Origin of the sequence: Kitasatospora sp. NPDC057542, from assembly GCF_042801945.1 — a bacterium.
Lineage (GTDB): Bacteria > Actinomycetota > Actinomycetes > Streptomycetales > Streptomycetaceae > Kitasatospora.
Genome location: NZ_JBHVFE010000271.1, coordinates 1 through 12,026 on the forward strand (window position 1 = coordinate 1; position 12,026 = coordinate 12,026).

At 71.5% G+C, this 12,026-nt stretch carries 9 protein-coding genes and 1 pseudogene; 5 read left to right on the forward strand and 5 right to left on the reverse strand.

Annotated features, from left to right (window positions below):
• Positions 1-466: 466 nt before the first annotated feature.
• The 3 genes from ACFU7Y_RS28360 to ACFU7Y_RS28370 all read right to left on the reverse strand — a co-directional run bounded on the left by ACFU7Y_RS28360 (position 467) and on the right by ACFU7Y_RS28370 (position 4,123).
• On the reverse strand, positions 467-913 hold the full coding sequence (locus tag ACFU7Y_RS28360) for a nitroreductase family deazaflavin-dependent oxidoreductase (RefSeq protein ID WP_380770076.1): 447 nt from the start codon (positions 911-913) through the stop codon (positions 467-469).
• 1,197 nt (positions 914-2,110) lie between these two features.
• Positions 2,111-2,863, reverse strand: a complete 753-nt coding sequence (locus tag ACFU7Y_RS28365) for a hypothetical protein (protein WP_380770077.1) — start codon at positions 2,861-2,863, stop codon at positions 2,111-2,113.
• Between the two features lie 204 nt (positions 2,864-3,067).
• Complete coding sequence (locus ACFU7Y_RS28370; RefSeq protein ID WP_380770078.1) at positions 3,068-4,123, reverse strand: cytochrome P450; 1,056 nt, start codon at positions 4,121-4,123, stop codon at positions 3,068-3,070.
• Positions 4,124-4,387: 264 nt separating this feature from the next.
• Between ACFU7Y_RS28370 and ACFU7Y_RS28375 the strand changes: the two genes are divergently transcribed.
• Genes ACFU7Y_RS28375 through ACFU7Y_RS28395 form a run of 5 tightly spaced genes read left to right on the forward strand, consistent with a single transcriptional unit; the run spans position 4,388 to position 9,938 of the window.
• Positions 4,388-5,410, forward strand: a complete 1,023-nt coding sequence (locus tag ACFU7Y_RS28375; RefSeq protein WP_224281526.1) for a 3-oxoacyl-ACP synthase III family protein — start codon at positions 4,388-4,390, stop codon at positions 5,408-5,410.
• Positions 5,411-5,444: 34 nt separating this feature from the next.
• Positions 5,445-6,197, forward strand: coding sequence for a glycosyltransferase family 2 protein (locus ACFU7Y_RS28380; RefSeq protein ID WP_224281528.1), 753 nt, complete (start codon positions 5,445-5,447; stop codon positions 6,195-6,197).
• Positions 6,194-7,426, forward strand: a complete 1,233-nt coding sequence (locus tag ACFU7Y_RS28385) for a cytochrome P450 (RefSeq protein ID WP_380770079.1) — start codon at positions 6,194-6,196, stop codon at positions 7,424-7,426. Before ACFU7Y_RS28380 ends, ACFU7Y_RS28385 begins: the two co-directional genes overlap by 4 nt.
• Positions 7,423-8,979, forward strand: coding sequence for a class I adenylate-forming enzyme family protein (locus tag ACFU7Y_RS28390; protein ID WP_380770080.1), 1,557 nt, complete (start codon positions 7,423-7,425; stop codon positions 8,977-8,979). Before ACFU7Y_RS28385 ends, ACFU7Y_RS28390 begins: the two co-directional genes overlap by 4 nt.
• The gene (locus tag ACFU7Y_RS28395; protein ID WP_380770081.1) at positions 8,976-9,938 is read left to right on the forward strand and encodes an NAD-dependent epimerase/dehydratase family protein; all 963 of its coding nucleotides are present in this window, start codon (positions 8,976-8,978) and stop codon (positions 9,936-9,938) included. The genes ACFU7Y_RS28390 and ACFU7Y_RS28395 overlap by 4 nt, the downstream gene beginning before the upstream one ends.
• 447 nt (positions 9,939-10,385) lie before the next feature.
• Here ACFU7Y_RS28395 and ACFU7Y_RS28400 read toward each other — a convergent pair whose 3' ends face one another.
• Positions 10,386-10,769, reverse strand: a complete 384-nt coding sequence (locus tag ACFU7Y_RS28400; protein ID WP_380770082.1) for a hypothetical protein — start codon at positions 10,767-10,769, stop codon at positions 10,386-10,388.
• A gap of 805 nt (positions 10,770-11,574) precedes the next feature.
• Positions 11,575-12,026 (reverse strand): annotated as a pseudogene (locus ACFU7Y_RS28405) (hypothetical protein); the annotation flags it as partial.

Consider the following 12,026-nt stretch of genomic DNA (forward strand, 5'->3'; position numbering starts at 1 on the left):
CCCGCAGGCGCCGCCCCCGACGTCTTCTGGTCAGTACCGGTACTCGAAGCTGGACCAGAGGTCCGGCGCCCAGTCACGGAACTGATGCGCCTGGTGACGGTACACCTTGTTGTCGCCGTCACTGCCGCTGCAGTTGCCGCTCCCGCGCGACTCCTTGACGGTCTGGTGCGATCCGCTGTCGCGGTAGAAGTTGCTCGACGGCGTTGCCGTCGCAGATCTGCACGCCGTTCCAGTTGTCGACCGCCGAAGAACAACTCTGCGACGCGCATGCTCAGCGGTCGGGGCGGGCAGGCCTGCGGGTGGACGAAGCTGCAGGCCTGATCGGCGTCCGTTCCGGCCATCAAGGGACCTGGGCCGCTACCAGGTGACCAGGCGTCAGCACCTGATGCTGTCGGGGTCTTGAACGACCGGGCCCGAGCACCAACAACACTGACGCGATGGTCACCTGGTCCAAGTGGAGGTGTCCTCAGTGCCCGGTCGGCGACGGCTCCAGCACAAACAGTGGGATCTCGCGGTCGGTCCTGGTCTGGTAGTCGGCGTAGTCCGGGTAGGCGGCGACAGCCCGCATCCACCACTCCGCCTTCTCCGCTCCGGTCACCTCGCGCGCCATCATGTCCTGCCGGACCGGCCCGTCCTGCAGTTCGACGCGGGGGTCGGCCTTGAGGTTCCAGTACCAGACGGGGTGCTTCGGCGCGCCACCCTGCGAGGCGACGACGGCATAACGCCCGTCGTGCTCCACGCGCATCAGCGGCGTCTTGCGCAGTTTGCCGGACTTGGCCCCGACGGACGTCAGCAGGATGACCGGAAATCCGCGCAACGTCGTCCCCTCCGTTCCGCCTGACGACTCGTACGTTTCGACCTGGGTGCGCACCCAGTCGGTCGGGCTCGGCTCGTACTCACCCTTGAGCGGCATGCTGTATCCGTCCCATCGCTTTCGGTGACACTGAACGTCCTCATGCTCCCACGTCCCGCCGCGTCGGTGAACCTGGCCGAACAGCGGGTGCGCACCGGGCGGCTCGCCTCCCGCTCGGCCTCCGCCCGGGCGCCACGCACACCCGCCCCCGAACCGGCTCGGTCACGGCGGTGGTGGTCGCCGCCGGGCCCAGGCCAGGCAGGCGGGCTCCTGCCAGGTGGTGCGGACGACCATCCCGCCCTGGGTGAGGTGCTCGCTGGACCAAGTCCGGCAGCACCCGCCGCCGCCCGACCTGGCCGGGCCGGCCGTTCTCACCGGCCGCTGACGCACAAATAGATCTGTTCGGCTCCCCTGCCACGCTTGCCCCGGTGCGGTGGCTGTCGATGTTGCTGTCCAAAGCTCTCCTCCTTGCTGCTACTCGCGGCGAAGGTCTTCAGGTCGGGGATGCAACCCCGAGACGAACATGCTCGCTGCGGCCGCGAAGGCCAGGGCAACGGCAACCAATGGAAGTGCGAAGCCGACCGTGCCGAGGAACCAGCCGCTCTGTTGACCTGACAGCAGCAGCACTGCATTCGCCGCCGGATGTCCCGTTCCCAAGGCCAGAGCAAGCGCCAGGTCCGTCGAGGTGACTCCGGAGCCGATACAGGGAATTGTCCCGACAGCCGGGAAGGGAGGCCTCGGTCATGGCCTGCAGTGTCCGGCAGTCCGCCGAGATCCTCTGAACACCCATCAGCCGGACTTTGTCGGCTTCTGTCAGCGGGGCCCCACCGCCGTTGGGAGGCGCCGTGACGCTCTTCTGCTGCAGCCAGTGGAACGCGGCCGGCAGCGACAGAGCACGGGACCGCGATTCCTCCGGAATATCGCTGCCGGACAAGTGAACGACCAACTGACTGGGTGCCGGCATGTGAGCCGGCTCGGCCTGCCGCAGCACACCCGAGCCGATCGTAGCGGTGAGGACGAGCACGCAACGGCCCGCGAGGTGTCTTGCCAGAGGCCCGGGTGACCGGGAAGGCGCCCGCGTAGCCCTTGAGGCCCCTTGGTGACTGTGCCCGCTTCGCACCACCCGCCTGCGCACCTGCTGGTTCGGCCTGACAGTCCCTGACCAGCAGGCAGTGGCGAGCGGCTACGACCCGATCGCGGCACCTACGACAATGCCGACGGCACGACGCAGCACGGTGCGCCGCGGAATGTTCGCCCTCACGTGGATTTCTCCTTGCTTCGGACGACCGCGAATACGGTGAGCGTTACGGCGCAGACCACGAGCACGGCCAGCACCGGGTTGACGTACGAGGGGATCACCACGGACACCGTGCGGCCGTCGGAGCTGACACAGCCGAACTTCAATGGGATGAACGAGGGGTCATAGCCGACCAGTTGCTTTCCCATTGCCGCATCGCACGCTCTGGCCTCGGTGTAGTCGTCGGCCATGAGCAGGTGCAGCAGGCCCCAGGCGTAGAGACCGATCGTGGTGGCCCAGACCAGGGCTGAGGCGGAAACGAGGGCCATCGCGCGGGAGGCGGCGGCCCGGGCGCGGACCAGCACTCTGATGCCGTACCAGGTCAGCCACGGGGTGGCGGCGACGCAGGCGAGCAATAGGAGGAGGCCGACGGCGCCGTCGTGCCTGGCAAACGGTTGGTCTGCGGACATCACGTTCTCACACCCTGTCAGCGGTTCCGGGAGATGGCGTTGTACTTCTCCGTAACGCAGTAGAGCCCCCATGCGCTTCTTCGCCTCGCTGTACGCCTCTTCTCCGGGCCCCTGGTAACGGCGGAGGACGTCGTAGATCTCCTCGTCCACGTAGTCCAGGCGCGGCGACCCCATCGTGGGCGACCTGTCGTCGCCGAGGGGCTCGCCTGCGATGTCCCGCATGTGGATCAGGAAGACGGGGACGCCCAGGATGTGTTCCTGGTCGCCTGGGGATGGCGGGCCCGCGTGATCCGCAGCGGGCATGCCGTCAGCCTCCTGTCGCGGACCCGCCCGCCCGTCTCACCGCACCCACAAAACCCCAGCCCACACACCACCCAACATCTCAACTACACCCCTCTGAGACGTCGCCCGGCACCATCTCGGCCCCGGTGGACGCCTACACCGGGCTGGTCTTGGACGACAGGGCAGGGGACGGCCTGCTCGCCAATTCGGTCGGCTGACGCCCCGTCATTCGAGCTCGACGACGAGCGAGGCGTAAGAGGGGATCATCACCTTCCGGGCATAGCTGCGCGAGACGATCCGGTATGGGCGACCTGCTGCGCAGATCGCCGCGATCATCCGGGCGATTTCGACGCGTGCGACGGGCGCACCCAGACACAGGTGCCGGCCGGCGCCGAACCAGAGCTGGCGCGAGCGCGGGTCGTACGGGCGGGCCAGGTCGAAGCCGCCGGCCAGGTTGTCGGCTGCGTAGGTGACGAGGAGGATCCGCTCGTCCCTGCGCAGTCGGCGGCCGGCCACGGTAACGTCCGCACTGACGTGCCGTCCGATCACCGGCGCGGGCGTGGTCACCCGAAGCCCTTCGCGCACCGCGTCGAGGATCAGCCCGGGGTCGGCGAGCAGAGGTTCCTGCTGCCCGGTGTCGTGGATCAGCGCGACCGTGCGGGCCATCGCGCTGGCGGCGGTCTCGGTGCCCGCGACGAGCAGCAGCGAGGCAAGCCCGCTGGCCTCCTCCAGTGTGATCCCGGCCTCACGGCAGCGGCCGAGCAGGGTGTCGGGTGCGGCACCGGCGTACGCCGCCGGGACGCCGCTGGTCAGCGACCTGACGATTTCCTTCGCTGCTTCGATCCGCTCCGGCGGCAGCTCCGTCGAGGCGGCCGTGTCGAGTGCCAGCGCGGCCAGCCGCTCGCCTGCGGAGAAGGTCTCCAGGTACGTGGAGTCCGGGCTGTTCGGCGAGAGCTGAAGGCCCAGCAGGTCGGTCATCAGACGGCCGACGACGAGCCGGGCGGTCGCGGCCACATCGACCTGGTCCCCGGCGGCGAGGCGCGCCGTGACGTCGGCGTAGACCGGCCCGGCGGCCCGTTCGACCAGGGCGGCGGAGTTCTCCTCGGTGAACAGGTCCCGGGCGCGTCGGCGCAGGTCCGCGTGGCCGGCGCCGTCGAAGAGCCGGGTGACGTACGGCCCGAGGATCTGCTCCCACAGGTGCCCAACGCCGCCCTCCCCGAGCAGGGTGAAGTGTTCGTGGTCGTTGAGCACGGCCCGGATGAGGGTGGGTTCGCTTGCCACCCAGCCCAGTCGGGGTACCCGCCGGATCGGTCCGAAGGGCCGTGCCATGGTGATCCTGGTCAGCGTCCACAGGGCGGGCCGGCTGGCCCACAGCAGTCTGCTCTCGTGTCGTTCTGCCGTTGTCGCGCCCATCGTCGCCTCGCCCCCACCGCCGCCTCGAATGTCCGTGCGAGGAACCGTACCGCGGCAGACCGAGCCAGGGATCATCATATGATCAGGCAGCTCGGGGGAGGCTTGAGCACGTGTCGGAGGGCAGTGGAACAGTTGGTCGGGCAAGACGGCGGGGCTCGCGCGGTGATCGCCGCGGTGGCGGTGCACCTGCCGGAGGAATCGCTCACCTCGCGCGAGGTGGAGCAGCGGATCGCCGACAGCGGCCCCTACCGGCCGCGCCCCGGGCTGATCGAGGCGGTCACCGGAATCGCCGCGCGGCGCGTCGCCCCTGACGACTGGCAGGCCTCCGACCTGGCCGCAGCAGCCGCCCGAAAGCTGCTGGCCAACGCCGGCCTCGACGCACGGGACCTCGACCTGCTGATTTTCGCCAGCGCCTCGCAGGACATGGTCGAGCCGGCTACGGCGCACATCCTGGCTTCGAAGATCGGGGCGCGCTGCCCGGTGTTCGACGTGAAGAACGCCTGCAACAGCGTGCTCAACGCGATCCAGGTCGCCGAGGCGCTGATCGCCGGCCGACAGTACCGCAGGGTCCTGGTCTGCACCGGGGAGCTGCCGTCGCGGGCGATCCGCTGGTCGGTTCGGGACCGGAGCCAGTTCGCCGAGTCATTCCCCGGCTACACCTTGTCCGACAGTGGCGCGGCCGTGCTGCTGGAGGCGGGGGCGGTGCCGGACGGGATCTTCCATCGCGCCTTCACCGCGGACTCCTCGGCTTGGGAGGTCGGCACCCTGCCCGGCGGCGGCACCGCGTACCCGCGGGACCCGGAGGCGACCTACTTCCGGATGGACGGCGCGCGGCTGCACGCGGCCTTCGAGGCGCTCGGTCCCGAGCTGATCCACCAGGCCCTGGCCGAACACGGCCTGACCTGGGCGGACTTCGCAGTGGTGGCGGTGCACCAGGTGACCGTGCCACTGCTGGACGCGTTCCTGAGCAGGACCGGCCTGACCGCCGGGTCGCTGGTGCCGGTGCTGCCCGAGCACGGCAACCTCGCCTCGGCCTCGCTGCCGTTCCAGCTCGCCCAGGCGTTGGAACAGGGCCGCTGCGGGCCGGGCGACCGGGTGGCGCTGATCGGCCTGGCCGGCGGGGTCTCGCTCGGCGTCGTCTTCGCGCACCTGTGAATTCGATCGTGAGCTCGATTGTGAGGAAGCACCAGTGACCGACCTGTGGGTGGTCGTGCCGGCCTACAACGAGGAGGCCTCGTTGCCGGCCACGCTGCGCGCGCTGGCAGAGCAGACCGACGCGGACTTCGAGTGCGTGGTGGTGGACAACACCTCGACCGACCGGACCGCCGAGGTGGTCCGGGAGTTCGCGGTCACCGCCGGCTTCCCTCTGCACCTGATCACCGAGGGGCGCAAGGGCACCGGCGCGGCCGCGGACACCGGGATGCGGTTCGCGATCAAGGCCGGCGCCCGGTACCTGGCCCGCACCGACGCCGACTGCCTCCCGGTACCGGGCTGGACGGCAGCCGTACGCCGCGGCCTGGCCGACGGGCTGGAACTGGTCACCGGTCAACTCCTGCCGCGCACCGACGAGTTCCGGCTCAGGCTGTGGGAGAGCCGGCTGCTGCCGGCGGTGGTCGCGCTGGCGGCGTGGTTCGGCAGGTTCCGGCCCGGCAACCGCGACCCGCAGTACGTCGGCCCGTACCTGATGTGCCCCGGCTGCAACCTTGCCATCACCGCCGACCTCTACGAGCGCTGCGGCGGCTTCCCGCGCACCGCGATCGAGGAGGTGCACGAGGACCGCGCCCTGGTCAACCGGGTACGCAGGCTCACCGCCGCCTACGGGCAGGTCCCGGGCATGCGGGTCTACGGCTCGGTGCGGCGGCTGCGCGCGTTCGGGCTGCGCAACACGCTGGCCTGGTACGCGGACCACCGGTACCGGCCCGAGGTGGTCGACATCCGATGAAGCGGCAGGAGCACGTCTGGGAGCGACGGGTGCAGCTGGCCGCCCACCCGTTGGCGTACCCGTTCATCGCGGCCGTGGCCCGGCGTGGTCCCGCCGTGCGGGTGCCGGGGGTCGGCATCGTGGTCAGCGATCCGGAGCTGGCCCGGCAGGTGCTGCTCGACCACGAGGGGTTCCGCAAGGACGGCCCCGGGTCCTCGGGCGCGCTGTGGACACCGGTTCTGGGGCCGTCCGTGCTGCTGAACATGGAGGGCGAGGAGCACCGGAGACTGCGGGCCGCGCTGGCCGGCCTGTTCACCCGGGCCCAGGCCACGGAGTTGTGCACCCGGGTGCTCGAACCGGTGCTGCGCGAGGCCATCGACCGGCTGGGCGCCGGCGGCGCGGTGGACCTGGTCGCACTGACCAGGACGGCGGCCGGCACGGTGATCGGCGAACTGCTGGGGGTGGCCGACACCGCGGGTGCGGAGGTGTTCGAGCGGGGCGAGCGGATCGTACGGATGGTCGGGCTGCGGACCAGGGAACTGTCCCCGCGCCAGGTCGCGAAGGCGAAAGCGGTGTTGGCCACTCTGGTGGTGGCGGCGGGCGAGGCGTACGACCGCGCGGAGGTGGGCTCGATGATGGGGCGGCTGCGCGACCACGGGCTCGACCGGGAGCAGGCGCTCGGGCTGGCGGCGGCGTTCCTGCTCACCGGGACGGAGACCGTGGCGACCACGGTGCCCCGGGTCTTCGCGCTCTGGCACGACTCCGGGCTCCTGCCTGCCCTGCGGGCCGACCTGGCGGCGGGCGGCGCGGCCTTCGACGCGGCGATCGACGAGGCGATGCGGGTGATCACCCCGAGCCCGGCGATGCTGCGCCGGGCCGCACGGCCGGGCCGGCTCGGCGCGACGGCGGTGCGTGAGGGGGACCGGGTGGTCATCGCCACTGCGCAGTGCGACGCGGCTGCGGGACCGTTCGACCGGGCGGCGGCACTGGGCCGGTGCCCGGCGCACGATCCCAAGCGCCTGTGGTTCGGGGCCGGGCCGCACTACTGCATCGGTGCGCCGCTCGCGCTGGCTGAGATCCGGGTGCTGATGCAGGCACTACTGATGGCGGGGGCTGAGCGCATCGTGCGGCGACGGGCCAAGCGACGCGTGCTGATACCGACCTACGCGCGGCTGGAGGTGGCAGCCGGACAGGCCGCCGGTCCCCCGAGACCCGCGGACCACGCAGAGCTGGAGGTGACCGCACCGTGAGCGGCACGCCCGACCCCGCAGGCGCCGGACTGGCCGGACGGATCGCGGGCCACGCGCGCCGGACGCCCGACGCGGTCGCCCTGCTCGACGCACACGGCACGCTCACCTACGCCGAGCTCGCACAGAGGATCGCCACCACCGCGAGCGGGCTGCGCGCCGCGGGCATGTCCGCCGGCGACACGGTGCTGTTCGCGGTCCGCCCCGGCCGGGACGCCCTGGTGCTCGGCCTGGCCGTCATGGCAGTGGGCGCCGTCGTCGTGGTGGCCGACCCCGGCGCGGGCGCCGAACTCGACGCCGCGCGCGGACGGCTCGTCACCGAACGCCTCGCCGCACCGCGCTGGCTGGCCGCCGAATCCTGGCTCTGCGCGCTCTCCGCCCGCAAGGCGGGACGCACACTGCTGCGCCGCCTCGGCCTGAACCTTCCCGCGCTATCCGACCCGACCCTGCGCCTACTCCACACCGGCCCGCGCCTCCCGGGCCTGCCCCCGGACGCGCTCTCCGCCGCTTCCCTGGCGCACACCGAGCCCGAGCCCGAGCCCGCGGGGGGCCCGGACCGCCCGGCCCTGGTCGTGTTCACCTCCGGCACCACCGCCCGCCCCCGGGCGGTGGTGCACAGCCAGGCCACGCTGCTCGCCGGCGCCGACCTGCTCGGCGAAGGCCTGGGCCTGCCCGCCGCCCCCGGCCCTGTGGTCGTGCACTCCGAGCAACTGATGATCGCCTTCGCCTTCCTCGCCGCCGGCGCCACCTGGTCGGTGGCGCCGCTCCCGGTGCGGCCGAAGCGGTTCCTGCGGGACCTGCGGCGCCGCCGGGCCAGCCACACCTTCGGCACTCCGGCCGCCCTGGCCCGCCTGCTCGCCACCGGCCGACTCCCGGACACCCTGGGCACGGTGCTGCTCGGCGCCGCACCCGTGCCGCCCCCGATCCTGCGCCGCCTGCGAAACGCGCTCCCCTCGGCCCGGATCGCCGTGGTCTACGGCGCGACCGAGATGCTGCCGATCGCCGTGACCGAGGCCGATGAGAAGCTGGACCATGCACCCCACGGCGACCTGGCCGGCCACCCCCTGCCCGGAGTCACGGCACGCCTCAACGAAGAGGGCGAACTCCTGCTGCGCGGCGCCCACCTGGCGATCGGCTACCTCGGTGACGGGCCGATCGGCGAGCTCAACACCGGTGACCGGGCCCGGATCGATGCCGAGGGCCGGATCGTGCTGCTCGGCCGGACCAAGGACATGCTGATACGCGGCTCCTTCAACCTCTACCCCGGCCTGTACGAACCCGCGGTAGCCGCTCTCCCGGGTATCGCCGAGGCCGTTATCGTGGGCGTCCCCGACCCGCTGACCGCTGACGAGGCAGTAGTGCTGGCCGTACGCCCCGACGGCTCGGTCCCGGAACCGGAACTCCTCCGCTCCCTGCAACGCGAACTGCCCCGCACGATCGATCACGCGGCACTGCCGGACCGGATCCTCTGCCTCCCGGCGATCCCCCGACGGGGACGGACCGAGAAACCCGACCGCGAACAACTCCGCGTACTGGTCGCGAAGGAGGCGTGGTGATCACCGTCGTCACCGGGGCCAGTGGCTTCGTCGGCAGCACCCTGTGCCGCGCGGCGCGGGCAGCCGGGCACCAGGTGCTGGCGTTGGGGCGGCGCCGAACCGTCCCCGCCGACCTGATCGGTGACGCTCCCTACCTCCCCTGGGACCTGGCGGACCCTGCGGCCCGGACGGCCCTCCCCGCCCCGTTCACCCGCCCTGACGCGGTGATCCACTGCGCAGGCCTGGCAACCGACTGGGCCCGCCCTGAGGCGTTCCACCGCGGCAACGTGCTGACCACCAGGGGCGTGCTGGCCGCGTTCCCCGAGACGGAGCGCTTCGTGCACCTGTCGACCGCGAGTGTCTACGATCCGCGTCGGCCGACCGTCATGGCCCGGGAGGACAAGGCCGACGCGGTCCACCACACCGACGCCTACGGGCGCTCCAAGGCGCTGGCGGAGGCGTGGGTCCGCCGGGTCCGCCCCGACGCGGTGATCCTGCGACCGCACGCCGTCTACGGTCCCGGGGACACCACACTGCTACCGCGCGTCCTCCAGGCGGTGCGCAGAACCCCGTTCGGGCCGAAGCTGTTCGCGATCGGTGACGGTCGGCAGCGGCTGAGCCTGACCAGCGTGGCGAACCTGGTCGACGCCTGCCTGCTCGCCGCCGAGGGCCGGTCCTCGGGCACCTTCAACATCACCGACCGGGAGCCGGTCGTGCTGGACGACGTGCTGCGTCAGGTCCTGACCGCCCACGACCTCCCGGCCGAACCCGTCTACCTACCGTTTGCCCTCGCCCTCCCACTGGCCCGCACCGCCGAACTCCTGGCCCGCACCGCCCGATCCACCCGTCGCCCCCGCCTGACCGTCTACGCCGTCCGCCACCTGGCCCACGAACGCACCCTCGACCTCACGGCCGCCCGCACCCACCTGGGCTACCAGCCGGCGCCGACGGACCTGGGGCCTGCCCTGCGCCGGAACTGACGCGGACTCTCCACAGGTGGACCAGCAAGATCACCTCAACCGAACAGGGGTCCCCTACACGGTCGGGCCTGGCACCGTGACCGCGACGGTCAACTCAGGACGGCTGTCCGCTCCGCCGACCTGGGACTGGGCGAGGAAGCCTCCCGCGAAGCCACACCGAGGGATGCAACGCCGACCAGCGCGGTGATCATCGCCCCCAGCCCTGGAGGTCGATCCGGCCGCGGAATGGGCCACCGCGGCCGGAGTTGCTGTTCTTCGAAGGCACTGTGCCCGGTCGGCCGGTGGCATCCCCAGAAGCGCAGGGGCCCGACGGTTCCAGCGGTCGGACGGGGGGTGTCGGGGAGGGTCGGTGGGTCCGGGACGGCGGCCGGGCCTGCCCGGGGCGGTTGCTGGCGGCAATGCCGTTGCTTTGAGGCTGTGGCTACTACCGGCGCGCCGAATTGGTGGTCAGCTGGTCTGGCACGGCACACCGGGGTGCGGGTTGCTTCCGTTGGCGAGCACGAGAAGGGCGCTCACCGCCACGATCCCGGTCAGCATGGCGAGCGTCATCAGCCCGAAGCGTTTCATCGGAGGCTGGTACCGGGTGGAACGGTACATCCAGATCGCGAACGTTGCTCCTACGGCCAGCAGGAGAAAGGGGGAGCCGAACAGCAGGAACTGCAGCGTCAGTGCATCGCCCGTGGCATGAACGCCTCCGGTGCAACTTGCCCATCGGCGGCTGATGATGGCAACGGAACTCCCGGCGCCGAGCAGTGCCAGCAGCACACCGAGGCACCCGGTGCCGATGACAGCTCGATCCTGGCCTTCATCGTCGTTCACGACGATCCTCACCTCCTGTTCCCTGGGTCCGGATGATTGGACGCAGGTGGTCGCCCGCCCGGTTGCCGAGAGAAGAGGGCGCCCGTAGCCCCGGTCACGGCGTCGCGGGTGGACCGGGGTTTCTTGGAGCCGTACCAGCGGGCAACCTCGGCCTTGGTCATGCCGGACCGGCTCCGTTTCTGCGGGAAGCGGCTGGGTGGCTCTGAGCGCCCGGGAATCTCGTGGACCGCGATGGGGGTCGCGGCGGCGGTTCTGGCGACGTTGATCGGCGCTTATTGAGCCGTTCGAACTGGATGCCCGCCTCGGCGGCCGGCTTCTTCACCGCTGCCTTCCGCACCCGCGACGCCGCGCCAGCGGCACGGCGGGACGACATACTGCGCCGGGCTGCAGCCGGTACGGCGTCCGCGCGGGCGACCGAAGCGGTCGGCTCCGCCGGGACGACCGGCTCGGCGGGCGCGGCCGCTCCCCGACCGAGACGGCGGGCGCGGGCTGTCCGGCCGGGGCGGTCGCCCACCAGCCGCCCATGTGCATGGCTCGGTCGATCGCCGTCCTGCTCGGTGCCCGGCGGCTCGAGGCCGCCGCCACCCGGGTCTTGAGGTGGGCCTTCATCGCCACCTTCTCGTCCGGGTCGCCCCAGGCGGGGACCGGGAAGATCCGCTCGCCTCCCCACCGGTCCATCGTGGCCTTCGTCTCGTTGACTGCCGCTGGGTGATGCGCCTGGTCATCAGGGTGATCGCTGCCCAGGTGATCAGCGACTCGGAGTGCTGGATTAGCACTCCAGTGTCAACACCGTTGATTCAGCGCTTCGATCCGGCCTTCAAGCCCTGCCCCACAGAACCATCAGTTTGACGACCTTGGCGCGGTGGCGGCCGTTGTCCTTGTCGCCGAGGACCAGGCTGACGGTGCCGACGATCCCGCCGCCGGGGTCGCGGGCGATCCAGCTCAGGCGGTGTCCGGCGGCCAGCGCGTCCTTGTACTGGAGCCACCAGCGGGCGGCCTCGGTGCGGTCGAGGCCGTCGAGGAAGCCGATCGATGCGCCGTCGGCGACGGCGTCGAGCAGCAGGTCGGCAAGCCCGTCGTGGTCGGCCGTCAGGTCCTTGGCCGCTTTCAGGTCCTTGGCAGTGCGTCCAGGTCCGTCAGTTTCTGCTGTGCTTCGGCTTTTTGCCGGTCGAGTCTGCTCGCTCCTGAGTGCCTTGAGCGCGTCGGCTCGCGTCCGGCCTACGAGCCCGGCGCCGCTGCCGCTCTTCCTGTGCGCGGAACAGCGCAGGC

Coding starts and splice junctions, on each gene's coding strand:
- ACFU7Y_RS28385 (WP_380770079.1), top strand. CDS start 6,194: ATGAAGCGGCAGGAGCACGTCTGGGAGCGACGGGTGCAGCTGGCCGCC.
- ACFU7Y_RS28365 (WP_380770077.1), bottom strand. CDS start 2,863: ATGCCCGCTGCGGATCACGCGGGCCCGCCATCCCCAGGCGACCAGGAA.
- ACFU7Y_RS28360 (WP_380770076.1), bottom strand. CDS start 913: ATGCCGCTCAAGGGTGAGTACGAGCCGAGCCCGACCGACTGGGTGCGC.